Consider the following 13,829-nt stretch of genomic DNA (forward strand, 5'->3'; position numbering starts at 1 on the left):
ATGGCGGAACCGCGTTTTATTCATCTTAATATTCACAGCGACTATTCCATGATCGACGGGCTGGCGAAAACCGGGCCGCTGGTCAAAAAAGTGGCGTCGATGAATATGCCGGCGATGGCGATTACGGATTTTACCAACCTGTGCGGGCTGGTGAAATTTTACGGCAGTGCGCACGGCGCCGGGGTGAAACCGATTGTCGGCGCGGATTTCCTGATGGAAAGCGAACTGCTGGGTGACGAACTGGCTTCGCTTACGATTCTGGCACGCAATAACACCGGTTATCAGAACCTGACCCTGCTTATCTCTGAAGCCTACCAGAATGGCTACGGTGCACAGGGGCCGACTATTCAGCGCGACTGGCTGGTTAATCACAAAGAAGGGCTGATTATTCTCTCCGGCGGACGTAAAGGGGATGTCGGTAAATTCCTGCTGCGCGGTAACAGCGTGCTGGTGGATCAGGCGCTGGAATTCTGGCAGACCCATTTCCCGGACAGCTTCTATCTGGAGCTTATCCGGACCGGCCGCCAGGATGAGGAAAGCTATCTGCATGCCGCTGTACAATTGGCAACAGAGAAATCCCTGCCGGTGGTGGCGACCAATGATGTCCGTTTTATCAGCAGTGAAGATTTTGACGCCCATGAAATCCGCGTTGCTATTCATGACGGTTATACATTAGCGGACCCGAAACGCCCGAAGCTCTACAGCCCTCAGCAATATCTGCGCAGTGAGGACGAGATGTGCGAGTTGTTCGCTGACATCCCGGAAGCACTGCAGAACAGCGTCGAAATTGCTAAGCGTTGTAACGTTACTATCCGTCTCGGCGAGTATTTCCTGCCGCAGTTCCCGACCGGGGATATGAGCACGGAAGATTATCTGGTCAAACGCTCGAAAGAGGGGCTGGAGGAGCGCCTGGCGTTCCTGTTCCCGGACCCGGAAGTGCGCGCGCAGCGCCGCCCGGAATATGACGAACGTCTGGATATTGAACTGAAAGTGATCAACCAGATGGGCTTCCCCGGCTACTTCCTGATCGTGATGGAGTTTATCCAGTGGTCGAAGGATAACAATGTGCCGGTAGGCCCGGGACGTGGTTCCGGTGCCGGTTCACTGGTGGCGTACTCCCTGAAAATCACCGATCTGGACCCGCTGGAGTTCGACCTCCTGTTCGAACGGTTCCTGAACCCGGAACGTGTTTCCATGCCTGACTTCGACGTCGACTTCTGTATGGAAAAACGTGACCGCGTGATCGATCACGTGGCAGAAATGTACGGTCGTGATGCGGTTTCCCAGATTATTACTTTCGGTACCATGGCCGCCAAAGCGGTGATCCGCGATGTCGGTCGTGTACTGGGGCATCCGTACGGGTTTGTCGACAGAATTTCCAAACTGGTGCCGCCTGATCCGGGCATGACACTGGAAAAAGCTTTTGCGGCAGAGCCGCAGCTCGGCGAAGTGTATGAAGCCGATGAAGAAGTCAGGGCATTGATCGACATGGCGCGTATCCTGGAAGGGGTAACGCGTAACGCCGGTAAACACGCTGGTGGTGTGGTGATCGCGCCGACAAAAATTACGGATTTCGCGCCGCTTTACTGCGACCCGGAGGGGAATAACCCGGTCACTCAGTTTGATAAAAACGACGTGGAATATGCCGGTCTGGTGAAATTCGACTTCCTCGGTCTGCGTACACTGACGATTATCGACTGGGCGCTGGGGATGATTAACCCGCGCAACGAGAAAAAAGGTAAGCCGCCGGTGGATATCGCGGCTATCCCGCTCGATGACCAGAAAAGCTTTGATATGCTGCAACGCTCTGAAACCACCGCGGTTTTCCAGCTTGAATCCCGCGGCATGAAAGATCTGATCAAACGTCTGCGTCCGGACAGCTTTGAAGATATGATAGCCCTGGTGGCACTGTTCCGCCCCGGCCCGCTGCAATCGGGCATGGTGGATAACTTTATCGACCGTAAACACGGACGCGAGGCTATCTCTTACCCGGATGTGGAATGGCAGCATGAGTCCCTGCAACCGGTACTGGAACCGACGTACGGTATTATTCTGTATCAGGAACAGGTGATGCAGATTGCCCAGGTGCTGGCGGGTTATACGCTGGGCGGCGCGGATATGCTGCGTCGTGCGATGGGTAAGAAAAAGCCGGAAGAGATGGCAAAACAGCGCTCGGTATTTGAAGAGGGCGCGGTGAAAAACGGCGTGGATGCCGAGCTGTCCATGAAAATCTTTGACCTGGTGGAAAAATTCGCCGGTTACGGGTTTAACAAATCTCACTCCGCCGCTTACGCGCTGGTTTCCTATCAGACACTGTGGCTCAAGGCGCACTATCCGGCTGAATTTATGGCCGCTGTAATGACAGCGGATATGGATAATACGGAAAAAGTTGTCGGGCTGGTGGATGAATGCTGGCGGATGGGGCTGAAAGTATTGCCGCCGGATATCAACAGCGGACTGTATCACTTCCATGTCAATGATGAAGGTGAGATAGTCTATGGTATCGGCGCGATTAAAGGTGTCGGCGAAGGGCCTATCGAAGCTATTCTGGAAGCCCGTAAAGACGGACATTTCAAGGATATCTTTGATTTGTGTGCCCGCACTGACATCAAAAAACTGAACCGCCGCGTAATGGAAAAACTCATTATGTCCGGCGCGTTTGACCGGCTGGGCCCGCATCGTGCCGCGCTGATGTCCTCGCTGGAGGATGCGCTGAAAGCAGCGGATCAGCATGCCAAAGCGGAAGCCACCGGTCAGGCGGATATGTTCGGGGTACTGGCGGAGGCGCCGGAACAGGTGGAACGTTCTTATGCCAATATTCCGAAATGGCAGGAAGAAATTATCCTCGAAGGAGAGCGGGAAACACTCGGGTTGTATCTTACCGGACACCCGATAAACCGTTATCTGAAAGAAATTGAGCGCTATACTCATGGCTTGCGCCTGAAAGATGTTAACCCGACGCCCCGCGGTCAGATGACCACGGTGGTTGGTCTGGTGCTGGCTTCCAAGGTGATTACCACCAAACGGGGAAACCGGATTGGTGTCTGCACTCTCGATGATCGTTCCGGCCGGCTGGAAATTATGCTATTTTCCGATGCACTGGAACGTTATCAGCACCTGCTTGAACAGGATCGCATTCTGATTGCCTCCGGGCAGGTCAGCTTTGATGATTTCAGCGGCGGGCTTAAAATGGTGGTCAGGGAACTGCTGGATATCAGCGAAGCACGCGAAAAATATGCACGCGGACTTGCTATCTCGCTTACGGACAGGCAAATTGACGAACAACTGCTGCACCGGTTGCGCGGTGCACTTGAACCGCACCGCTCCGGGACAATACCGGTTCACCTTTATTACCAGAAGGACGATGCCAGAGCGCGGATGCGTTTCGGTGCCACCTGGCGGGTTACTCCGACCGATACCCTTCTGACAGATCTGCGGACTCTGCTGGGTAATGAGCAGGTAGAATTAGAATTTGACTAAAATAGGAACATTATGAGTCTTAATTTTCTGGATTTTGAACAGCCGATTGCCGAGTTAGAGGCGAAAATTGATTCGCTGACCGCGGTCAGCCGCCAGGATGAATCACTCGATATCAATCTTGACGAAGAAGTTGAACGCTTACGGGCGAAGAGTCTGGAACTGACACGTAAGATTTTCGCTGACCTGGGTGCATGGCAGATAGCTCAGCTGGCACGCCATCCGCGTCGCCCGTATACCCTGGATTACGTCAAACTGATCTTTACCGATTTTCAGGAACTGGCAGGCGACCGCGCATATGCGGATGACAAAGCGATTGTCGGCGGGATTGCCCGTCTCGACGGTCGTCCGGTGATGATTATCGGCCATCAGAAAGGCCGTGAAACCAAAGAAAAGATCCGCCGTAACTTCGGCATGCCGGCACCGGAAGGTTACCGCAAGGCGCTGCGTCTGATGGAACTGGCCGAACGCTTTAATCTGCCGGTGATCACCTTTATCGACACCCCTGGTGCTTATCCGGGCGTGGGTGCGGAAGAGCGCGGTCAGTCTGAAGCGATCGCCCGTAACCTGCGTGAAATGTCCCGTCTGAAAGTACCGGCAATTTGTACCGTTGTCGGGGAAGGCGGTTCCGGCGGCGCGCTGGCAATTGCGGTCGGCGATAAAGTGAATATGCTGCAATACAGCACATATTCTGTGATTTCACCGGAAGGCTGTGCCTCTATTCTGTGGAAAAGCGCGGATAAAGCGCCAATCGCGGCAGAAGCAATGGGGATCACCGCTCCGCGTCTGAAAGAACTGAAACTGATCGACAATGTGATCCCTGAGCCGCTGGGCGGCGCGCACCGTGATTATGAAGCGATTGCCGCATCCCTGAAAGCGCAGATCCTGTCTGATCTGGCTGAGCTGGATAAACTGGACAGCGAGTCGCTGGTGAATCGCCGCTATGAGCGCCTGATGAGCTACGGCTACTGCTGATAACCGGTTGTGGATACTGCCTTTTGTGAGTCACTGTCTGCCGTGTTCCGCCGTGTGTTTGCCTCTCAGCAGGCAATACTGGCGGGGCTGAGCGGCGGGCTTGATTCTGTTGTCCTGCTGCATGCTCTGCGGCAGTGGCAGGTTGCTGAGCGTCCGGCGCTGCGGCTGCGGGCAGTCCACATTCATCACGGATTAAACCCGCTGGCGGATGACTGGGCGGAGCACTGCCGGACATTCTGCGGGACACTGTCTGTTCCGTTTCAGGTGTGCCGCGTGCAGGTGGACCCCCGTAAAAAAGGGATTGAAGCCGCCGCCAGAGATGCCCGCTATCAGGCATTCCGTGATGTGATCGCCCCGGATGAGGTGCTGGTGACAGCCCAGCATCTGGACGATCAGAGCGAAACCTTTTTTCTCGCCTTAAAACGCGGCAGCGGCCCTGCCGGTCTGTCCGCCATGCCGGAACAGATGCCATTTGGCCGTAATCTGCTGATCCGCCCGTTACTCACCTTCAGCCGCGCTCAGCTCGAACAGTATGCGGCGTATCATCACCTTTCCCGGGTGGAAGATGACAGCAATCAGGATATCCGCTATGACCGCAATTTCCTGCGTCATGAGGTATTACCGCAACTGAATGCCCGCTGGCCGCATTTCGCGCAGGTGGTATCCCGCAGTGCTGCGCTTTGCGGCGAACAGGAAGCCCTGCTGGATGAGCTTCTGCAACCGGAACTCACGCAGTTAACCGGTTCTGATAATGGCCTGTCTTTTATCCCGCTGCTCAGTGCCGGAACGGCAAAACGTAACGCGGTACTGCGCCGCTGGCTGAAACACTGTGGTGTGCAGATGCCGTCACAACACCAGCTGACGCTGCTCTGGCAGGAAGTGGCACTGGCAAAGCCGGATGCTGAACCGGGTTACTGTCTGAAACCGGTCACTATCCGCCGCTATCAGAACAAACTGTATGTGACGGAGAAAACTGCGGGGTTATCCGCATATTGCCTGCCGTGGGATCTTCATTCTGCTTTGCCATTGCCGGATGATGCCGGAATTTTGCGGGTGACGGAAACGCTCAATCCGCAGGATGTGGTATCTGTGGTGCGCCCGCCGCGCCCGGATGAGCAGGTGACTGTCCGGTTCGGTTTGCAGGGGCATTATCATATCAGCGGACGTGATCGCGGGCGCTCCGCCAAAAAGCTGTGGCAGGAATCCGGTGTTGCCCCCTGGCTGCGCGAACGTACACCGCTGCTCTGGTATAACGATACGCTGATTGCGGCGGTCGGGGTCTTTGTGACGAAAGAGGGGGAAGCGGATGAGGCAGAACTGATGATTATGCAGGAAAAAACAACCCCGTCCGCGAACGGGGTTGCAGAGTTATTCAGGACGGTGAGTGATCAATAACAACTGTTCCCAGGTCGGGATGACTGAAGCTGACAATGGCGTCCAGACGAAGCTCCCGCAATTCGTTGTCAATCGTGACAACAAGGTATTCCACTTTCTTCCGGAGTACCAAATCGGTCGCTTTTCCTGTCAGAACATCGCCCCCCTGTAAGGTCACTTCCAGTACCATATGATGCTGGCAGGCCAGTTCGAGGTTGTCATAGTCATCACAATTAATTGGTTGATATTCATTTTCTGCAGACATATTCCCTCACCATACTTTCGCTCGCGGTATCATCCGCGGATGGTTATTCAAATAGCCTCATCGCTCCGGGAAGACTATATCATAGTTATCATATTGGCTATTACTGATTACATTTTATTATCAGCAAAACATACTGTTTATCACTGTTTTGGATAAAATCATTGCCAATTTAAAAATAAAAATGCGTAATTGTCTGAAAACGTATGAATATACAAAAACTGACAATCCTTTTGCTAACATTACCTCATCAGATGTTCAGGGGGAATACATGAAAAATCTAACAAAACTCTTATTGGCAGCAGGTATTTTCAGCATTACGGCCTGTAGTTCGACAGTCGTTGTGCCACCGGCACCGGAAGTCCATGTTCTTGATCGTGCGTATAACGGCGTGGTTCCGTGTGCGGATTGCTCCGGCATGGATGTGACCGTTTTACTGGAAGGTGACGGCACTTATGTTATGCAGCGCACTTATCTGCAAACCCGTGACGGCAACCAGACCTTCTTTGAAACCGGGACCTGGGCGAAAGACGGCGAAAAACTGCGTCTGACCGATACCGCCGGGCAGCGTGCCTATTATGATCCGCAGGATAAATCGCTGGTGATGCTGGATATTGACGGCAATCCGGTGAAATCAGACATGAACTACACCCTGAAAATGGTGAAACCGTTACAGCTGAAAGGCGAATACCGCTATATGGCCGATGCGGCAACCTTTAAAGATTGTCAGACCGGCGTGGTTTACTCGGTGCCGGGTAATATTGGTTTAGAGCAGGGTTACGGTAAGCTGGGTGTCGAAGGCGGCAAACCGGTCTATCTGGAAGTGGAAGGGTATTACACCATCCGTCCGTCCATGGAAGACGGTCAGTTTGATCAGGCGTTGATTCAGACCGGTAAATCTGTACTGGATAAATCACGCAGTTGTCAGTAAGTTCTCCGGAATCCCGCAGAAATAAAAAAGGCTGAACAAATGTTCAGCCTTTTTGCATTCACCGCGCTGATAATCAGGCAGTAATGATTTTCTCTTTCAGCACACTGACAATGTTATCCAGTGCGATCAGGGATTTATCTTCGCTGCGGCGGTATTTGTATTCCACCACACCGCTGTCGAGGTTACGATCGCCGATAACGATAGTATGCGGGATACCCATCAGTTCCATATCCGCAAACATCACACCCGGACGCTCTTTACGGTCATCAAAGATCACTTCAATACCCTGAGCGGTCAGGTCTGCGTAGAGTTTCTCCGCTACTTCTTTCACGCGGTAAGACTTGTGCATATTCATCGGCAGCAGAGCAACCTGGAACGGAGCAATGGCATCCGGCCAGATAATACCGCGATCATCGAAGTTCTGCTCAATCGCTGCTGCGACAATACGGGTCACCCCGATGCCGTAACAACCCATAAAGACGACTTCATTGTGACCGGCTTCATTCTGAACAGTCGCTTTCAGTGCTTCGGAATATTTTTTACCGAGCTGGAAGATATGACCGACTTCAATCCCGCGTTTGATCATCAGTGTGCCTTTGCCGTCCGGGCTCGGGTCACCGGCGACCACATTACGGATATCAGCGACTTCCGGCAGAGCGGCATCACGCTCCCAGTTGATACCGAAATAGTGTTTGCCGTCGATATTTGCACCGGCACCGAAATCACTCATCATGGCAACGGTACGGTCAGCAACCACCGGCAGCGGCAGATTAACCGGTCCCAGTGAACCCGGACCGGCATTCAGGGCTGCACGGATCTCTTCTTCGGTCGCAAATTCCAGCGGAGCGGCAACCAGCGGGTGTTTTTCCGCTTTCACTTCGTTGAGTTCGTGATCGCCGCGCACCAGCAGTGCAACCAGTTTGTGGCCGCTCTCTTTGCTGCCGTGAACGATCAGGGTTTTGACGGTTTTCTCAACCGGCAGATTAAACTGTTCAACCAGCTCTGCGATAGTTTTCGCGTTTGGTGTATCAACCAGTTCCATCGCTTTCTGCGGCTCAGGGCGCTCAGTGATATTGCAGACCGCTTCTGCCAGCTCAATATTGGCTGCGTAATCTGACTCAGAGGAGAAAATAACATCATCTTCGCCGCTCTGCGCCAGTACCTGGAATTCGTGGGATGCGCTTCCGCCGATAGAGCCGGTATCTGCCATTACCGCACGGAAATCCAGCCCGATACGATTGAAGATCTTACTGTACGCCTGATACATCGTATCGTACGTTTCCTGGAGTGAGTCCTGAGTCAGGTGGAAAGAGTATGCATCTTTCATGATAAATTCACGGGAGCGCATCACGCCAAAACGCGGACGAACTTCATCACGGAATTTAGTCTGGATCTGGAACACATTCAGCGGCAGCTGTTTATAAGATGTCACTTCGTTACGGATGATATCCGTGACCACTTCTTCATGCGTAGGACCCAGTACAAACTGGCGATCGCCGCGATCGGTGATACGGAGCAGCTCCGGACCGTACTGTTCCCAGCGTCCGCTCTCCAGCCATAAATCTGCGGGCTGAACGACCGGCATGGAAATTTCCAGCGAACCGGCATTTTCCATCTCTTCACGCACGATCTTCTCAACTTTGCGTAATACGCGGACACCGGTCGGCATCCAGTTGTACAGACCTGAGGCAAGTTTACGGATCATCCCGGCGCGCAGCATCAGCTGATGACTGACCACTTCGGCGTCAGCAGGGGTCTCTTTCAGAGTAGAGAGCAGATATTGGGTAGTACGCATTATTTAGGTTCCATTAGAACGACAAACATGTCTTATCGCAGAGGTATTCTGCGCAGAAGTGAAATTAAGCCTGACAGTTTACCAGTGACTGCCGCGCCCCAAAAGAGGGGAATCGCGTTTTAGCGTTTTTCCAGACTGATGACTTCGGTTACGCCATCACGGATATGCCAGCGGACATTTAAATCCAGCAGGTGGACGGCATAGATTTTATCGTCAGCCTGTTGTTTTTTATACGCCGGGCGCGGGTCCTGCGCCAGTACCTGAGTGATAAAACGGGCCAGATCAGGATATTGTGCGGCCTGAGCCGTTATGAATTGCTGTGCGGCAGCACTGAATACGACCGGCATATCCGCCGGGGGCTCTTCCTGAGCAAAACCGGCCAGTGCTCCGGGGACGGATTCAGCATAAGGCAGATAGGGTTTGATATCCAGCACGGGTGTGCCGTTAAGCAGATCCAGACTACCGAGAGAAAGGTAGGCGGTATCGCCGTCGTAACAGATTTTTTTCAGTTCAACCAGCGACATTCCGACCGGATTCGGGCGGAAAGTGGAGCGGGTGGCAAATACGCCCATTTTGGCATTACCGCCAAGGCGCGGCGGACGTACGAGCGGACGCCAGCTGCCTGCCGGAATATCATGGAAGACAAAGATAACCCACACGTGACTGAACTGTTCCAGTCCGCGCACGCAATCGGCGTGATTATAGGGGGCAACAAAGTGCAACTCCCCTGTTCCGTCCTCAACCAGCCCGGGCTGGCGCGGGATCGCAAATTTTTCCTGCCACGGTGAGCGGATAAAACCCACGGGGGAAAATGAAAACTCAGACATCATCAACCTTAATCGCAGTACCTTCACATACCGTCAGTTGCTTACAACCCTGTGCGGGTGTCACGGCACACTGATGGAGTAACACGGCATCTGCTTTCAGTTTTCCGGCCCGGTACAGCATTTGCTTCCGGGCTGCCGGAATACCGGACTGTGCAGATTTTGCCGCTTCCGGGCAATTCTGACCCAAAACCACGCCAAGGTCACGGAAAGGTTTACCCAGCAGTTCTTCCGGGCGGGTATAGAGTTTGACGCGTGATGCTGCGGATGTTGATTTGGCTTTTTTACCGGCCGGTTTTTTCAGCCGCATATCGGCATATTGCGCTTGTTCCTGCTCAGAATGACTCTGACGGAAAGAACATCCCGCCATAAGAAGAGCAAGCAGGCTGATAATAAGCACTCGCATGGAAAGAAATCCTCTGGCTGTACAAAACAGAAAAGTAAGAGAAGATGAAGTATTATTATTTATAAGAGAGCATTTCATGTTCATAGCAAAACAAAAAGGGTGAACAATTGTTCACCCTCAGTGTAATATTCTTTGATTAAAGAGAAAAGGATTTAGAGGTTATTCTGAATCCCCTGTCTTTTACCAGCCTTTCACCGCACCGCCGTTGAAGACTTTATCTGCTTCGTTAAAGACTTCATCTGACTGATACGCCTGAACAAATTGTTTCACAGCTTCGCTGTCTTTATTATCTTCACGGGAGACAATAATGTTGACGTAAGGTGAATCTTTATCCTCGACAAATAAGCCGTCTTTAGCCGGGGTTAAATTGATCTGGCTGGCGTAAGTCGTGTTGATCACGGCCAGGTCGATCTTATTATCATCCAGTGAACGCGGCAGCTGCGGGGCTTCCAGCTCAATCAGTTTCAGACCTTTCGGGTTTTCAACCACATCAAGAACAGTCGGCAGCAGGCCGGTGCCTTCTTTCAGTTTGATCAATCCCTGCTTCTGTAATAACAGCAGTGAACGGCCGAGGTTGGTCGGGTCATTCGGCAGGGCGATTTGTGCACCGTCCTGTAATTCATCCAGTGATTTGATTTTCTTTGAATAACCGGCAATCGGATAAACAAAGGTATTACCCACAGTGGTTAACTTATAGTTACGATCTTTAATCTGCTGATCCAGGTACGGCTTATGCTGGAATGCGTTCAGGTCGATATCACCGCGGCTGAGCGCTTCATTCGGCATGACGTAGTCATTGAAAGTAACCAGCTCGACATTCAGGCCGTATTTGTCTTTGGCAACTTTCTTCGCCACTTCTGCCACCTGCTGTTCAGCACCGACAATCACGCCGACTTTGACACTTTTCGGATCTTTTTCATTCTGTCCGCAACCCGCCAGTACTAATGAACCCAGCAAAGCCCCGGCAACGACAAGCGATTTTAATTTAAAAGCCATCTTTTCTTTCCTCGTTCTGTGTAATACGCGTTCGCAGTCAGTGCGGCGCGGAGAGTGTTTTACTTGTGGGTTACCGCTTTAACCAGGCGATCACCACATACCTGAATAATAAAGACCAAAACAACCAGCAATGCCAATACCGTATTCATAACAACAGCGTTATATCCGACATAACCATACTGATAACCAATCTGACCTAACCCGCCGGCACCAACTGCACCACCCATCGCAGAGTAACCCACGAGTGTGATCAGCGTAATGGTCGCCGCGTTGATCAGTCCCGGTAACGCTTCCGGCAGCAGGATCTTGCTGACAATCTGCAGTGGTGTGGCACCCATTGAGCGGGATGCTTCGATCAGACCTGACGGTATCTCCAGCAGGGCGTTTTCCACCATGCGGGCAATAAACGGTGCCGCACCGACAGTCAGAGGAACAATCGCCGCTTGTAACCCGATAGATGTACCGACAACTAACCGGGTAAACGGAATCATCCATACCAGTAAGATAATGAACGGGATCGCACGGAAAATATTGACCAGTACGGACAGTATCCGGTACAGGCTTTTATTATCTGCAATCTGACCCGAACGGGTGATATATAACAGTACCCCCACCGGCAGGCCGATTAAAAATCCCAGGAAACCGGATGCAAATGTCATGACCAGGGTTTCCCAGATGCCTTTAACTAACAGTAAAATCATTCCTTCAGACATAACCGAGAACCTCTGTTTTTACGTGGTGTTCTTTCAGAAAATCAATGGCCGCTTCAACATCCTGCGGGCTGTTGCCGTCCAGCTCTGCCAGCATGACACCAAATTTCACACCGCCAGCATAATCCATCTGAGAGCTCAGTATGCTGATATCAATATTGAACTTGCGTGATGCAATCGAGATCAGCGGCGCATCAACGGACTGACCACCAAACTCCAGTTTCAGCAGTGGCCCCAGTCCTTCCGCCGGTTCCGGTTTAAGCCGTGCCAGGTAATCTTCCGGTACATCCAGGTGCAGGGTAGACTCAATAAATGCCTGCGCCACCGGGGTTTTCGGATGAGAGAACACTTCACTCACTGTATTCTGTTCAATCAGCTGTCCGCCGCTGATAACCGCCACCTGGTCACAAATGCGTTTTACCACATCCATTTCATGGGTGATCAGCAGGATAGTTAACTCCAGCCGGCGGTTGATATCTTTCAGCAGCTCCAGAATCGAACGGGTGGTTGCCGGGTCCAGTGCGCTGGTGGCTTCATCACACAACAGAACCTCAGGTTCGTTTGCCAGCGCACGGGCGATGGCAACACGCTGCTTCTGACCACCGGACAGATTCGCCGGGTAAGCATCCCGCTTGTCGGTCAGGCCGACCAGATCAAGCAGTTTCACAACCCGTTTTTCAATTTCTGCTGCCGGGACGCGATCAAGTTCCAGCGGCAGAGCGATATTCCCGAACACGGTGCGGGAAGATAACAGATTAAAATGCTGAAAAATCATACCGATGCCGCGACGGGCACGGGTTAACTCTTTATCGTTCATCTTAGTGAGATCACGGTCGCCGACGAGTACTTGTCCGGATGTCGGCCGTTCCAGCATGTTCACACAGCGGATAAGTGTACTTTTTCCGGCGCCGGAAGCACCGATCACACCGTAAATCTGCCCTTGCGGGACGTGCAGGTTAATATCAGAAAGTGCCTGTATTTCGCGATGACCCTGCTGAAAAACCTTATTTATATTCGTCAGCTTTATCATGTAATTATTATTACCTTGTTACGTGAAACTGGTTGTTCACCAGATGATTTTCGGATGTTAAGATGTCTGGACGGCTAAGTCAACAGGATTTAGTTATCAGGCCGCATTCTCATTCCTCATCAAATAAGCGATACTAAATACATTATTGATGACGGACTAAGAGTGTAACCATGGGTATCCCCGCAGTATTTCTGGACAGAGACGGCACTATTAACGCAGACACCGGCTATCTCCACGAGATTGATGATTTTCAGTTTATCGAAAACGCGATAGAAGCAATGCAGGCCATCAAACAGATGGGCTATGCCTTAATCATAGTCACAAATCAGTCAGGTATCGCCCGCGGTATGTTTACCGAAGATCAGTTTATGCATCTGACCGAGTGGATGGACTGGTCTCTGGCAGATCGCGGCGTTGATCTGGATGGTATCTATTATTGTCCTCATCATCCTGAAGGCACTGTTGAAGAGTTTCGTCAGGTATGTAACTGCCGCAAACCGGCACCGGGTATGCTGCTGGATGCGCAGAAACACCTGAAGATCGATATGGGTAACTCTTATATGGTAGGAGATAAACTTGACGATATGCTGGCCGGACGTGCAGCTGAAGTGGGTACAACCGTATTGGTACGCACCGGCAAACCGGTAACAGAAGACGCTGAAGCGGCGGCAGATATTGTGATTAACAGTATTGCGGATTTGCCTGCACTGCTGAAACCCGTACAAAAAAGCGCAAAATCACCTAAAAAATAACCTGATTGGGTGTTTTATCTGCGAACGGAAAAAAAATTGAAATTAACCCTTGCGGTCAGATGAAAACTCCCTATAATTCGCATCCGTTGTCACGGCACAGGACGCTGAGTCCGCTGAGATAACAAGGTGAAAAGTCTGAAATAAATACTTGACACCGAATGAGGAAAGCGTAGTATACGCAGCCTCGCAACAACGCAGAAGACCGGCAACGGCAGCGAATGTTGCAACTGCTCTTTAACAATTTATCAGACAATCTGTGTGGGCACTCGCAGGACATATCACAAAAAATATATTTTT

12 protein-coding genes are annotated in these 13,829 nt (G+C 51.8%); 5 read left to right on the plus strand and 7 right to left on the minus strand.

The window, feature by feature from the left end; translation table 11 throughout:
• From dnaE to tilS, 3 genes are read left to right on the plus strand one after another with little or no spacing between them, the layout of a single operon-like run.
• Positions 1-3,480 (plus strand): DNA polymerase III subunit alpha, encoded by a 3,480-nt coding sequence (dnaE, locus tag R5268_RS12755; protein WP_182106540.1) that lies wholly within the window; start codon positions 1-3, stop codon positions 3,478-3,480.
• Between the two features lie 12 nt (positions 3,481-3,492).
• Positions 3,493-4,452 (plus strand): acetyl-CoA carboxylase carboxyl transferase subunit alpha, encoded by a 960-nt coding sequence (gene accA, locus R5268_RS12760; protein ID WP_182106541.1) that lies wholly within the window; start codon positions 3,493-3,495, stop codon positions 4,450-4,452.
• Between the two features lie 9 nt (positions 4,453-4,461).
• A complete protein-coding gene (gene tilS / locus R5268_RS12765; protein ID WP_317419406.1) occupies positions 4,462-5,847 on the plus strand; it encodes a tRNA lysidine(34) synthetase TilS in 1,386 nt (461 codons plus the stop codon).
• Here tilS and rof read toward each other — a convergent pair.
• Positions 5,825-6,091 (minus strand): Rho-binding antiterminator, encoded by a 267-nt coding sequence (rof, locus tag R5268_RS12770; protein ID WP_046892795.1) that lies wholly within the window; start codon positions 6,089-6,091, stop codon positions 5,825-5,827. The two genes, tilS and rof, sit on opposite strands and share 23 nt — an antisense overlap.
• Positions 6,092-6,359: 268 nt before the next feature.
• Here rof and nlpE point away from each other — a divergent pair, with 268 nt between their 5' ends.
• Positions 6,360-7,019, plus strand: coding sequence for an envelope stress response activation lipoprotein NlpE (gene nlpE / locus R5268_RS12775; protein WP_046892806.1), 660 nt, complete (start codon positions 6,360-6,362; stop codon positions 7,017-7,019).
• Positions 7,020-7,092: 73 nt separating this feature from the next.
• Here nlpE and proS read toward each other — a convergent pair whose 3' ends face one another.
• The 6 genes from proS to metN form a co-directional block, all read right to left on the minus strand.
• The gene (gene proS, locus R5268_RS12780) at positions 7,093-8,814 is read right to left on the minus strand and encodes a proline--tRNA ligase (protein WP_317419405.1); all 1,722 of its coding nucleotides are present in this window, start codon (positions 8,812-8,814) and stop codon (positions 7,093-7,095) included.
• Positions 8,815-8,933: 119 nt separating this feature from the next.
• The gene (tsaA, locus tag R5268_RS12785) at positions 8,934-9,641 is read right to left on the minus strand and encodes a tRNA (N6-threonylcarbamoyladenosine(37)-N6)-methyltransferase TrmO (protein WP_182106544.1); all 708 of its coding nucleotides are present in this window, start codon (positions 9,639-9,641) and stop codon (positions 8,934-8,936) included.
• Positions 9,634-10,044, minus strand: a complete 411-nt coding sequence (gene rcsF, locus R5268_RS12790) for an Rcs stress response system protein RcsF (protein WP_052926363.1) — start codon at positions 10,042-10,044, stop codon at positions 9,634-9,636. The genes tsaA and rcsF overlap by 8 nt, the downstream gene beginning before the upstream one ends.
• Before the next feature lie 180 nt (positions 10,045-10,224).
• On the minus strand, positions 10,225-11,040 hold the full coding sequence (locus tag R5268_RS12795; protein ID WP_046892799.1) for a MetQ/NlpA family lipoprotein: 816 nt from the start codon (positions 11,038-11,040) through the stop codon (positions 10,225-10,227).
• Positions 11,041-11,099: 59 nt separating this feature from the next.
• Positions 11,100-11,753, minus strand: a complete 654-nt coding sequence (locus tag R5268_RS12800) for a methionine ABC transporter permease MetI (RefSeq protein WP_025153737.1) — start codon at positions 11,751-11,753, stop codon at positions 11,100-11,102.
• Complete coding sequence (gene metN, locus R5268_RS12805; RefSeq protein ID WP_046892800.1) at positions 11,746-12,780, minus strand: methionine ABC transporter ATP-binding protein MetN; 1,035 nt, start codon at positions 12,778-12,780, stop codon at positions 11,746-11,748. The genes R5268_RS12800 and metN overlap by 8 nt, the downstream gene beginning before the upstream one ends.
• Positions 12,781-12,950: 170 nt before the next feature.
• Between metN and gmhB the strand changes: the two genes are divergently transcribed.
• A complete protein-coding gene (gene gmhB / locus R5268_RS12810; RefSeq protein ID WP_182106548.1) occupies positions 12,951-13,532 on the plus strand; it encodes a D-glycero-beta-D-manno-heptose 1,7-bisphosphate 7-phosphatase in 582 nt (193 codons plus the stop codon).
• Positions 13,533-13,829: the final 297 nt, after the last annotated feature.

Origin of the sequence: Morganella sp. BCCO 40_0007 (genome assembly GCF_032989665.1) — a bacterium.
Lineage (GTDB): Bacteria > Pseudomonadota > Gammaproteobacteria > Enterobacterales > Enterobacteriaceae > Morganella > Morganella sibonii.

Bases quoted from the DNA above. Each gene is read 5' to 3' on its own strand.
- nlpE (WP_046892806.1), top strand. From the start codon at position 6,360: ATGAAAAATCTAACAAAACTCTTATTGGCAGCAGGTATTTTCAGCATT.
- rof (WP_046892795.1), bottom strand. From the start codon at position 6,091: ATGTCTGCAGAAAATGAATATCAACCAATTAATTGTGATGACTATGAC.
- R5268_RS12795 (WP_046892799.1), bottom strand. From the start codon at position 11,040: ATGGCTTTTAAATTAAAATCGCTTGTCGTTGCCGGGGCTTTGCTGGGT.
- tsaA (WP_182106544.1), bottom strand. From the start codon at position 9,641: ATGTCTGAGTTTTCATTTTCCCCCGTGGGTTTTATCCGCTCACCGTGG.
- rcsF (WP_052926363.1), bottom strand. From the start codon at position 10,044: ATGCGAGTGCTTATTATCAGCCTGCTTGCTCTTCTTATGGCGGGATGT.
- gmhB (WP_182106548.1), top strand. From the start codon at position 12,951: ATGGGTATCCCCGCAGTATTTCTGGACAGAGACGGCACTATTAACGCA.
- metN (WP_046892800.1), bottom strand. From the start codon at position 12,780: ATGATAAAGCTGACGAATATAAATAAGGTTTTTCAGCAGGGTCATCGC.
- R5268_RS12800 (WP_025153737.1), bottom strand. From the start codon at position 11,753: ATGTCTGAAGGAATGATTTTACTGTTAGTTAAAGGCATCTGGGAAACC.
- proS (WP_317419405.1), bottom strand. From the start codon at position 8,814: ATGCGTACTACCCAATATCTGCTCTCTACTCTGAAAGAGACCCCTGCT.
- dnaE (WP_182106540.1), top strand. From the start codon at position 1: ATGGCGGAACCGCGTTTTATTCATCTTAATATTCACAGCGACTATTCC.
- accA (WP_182106541.1), top strand. From the start codon at position 3,493: ATGAGTCTTAATTTTCTGGATTTTGAACAGCCGATTGCCGAGTTAGAG.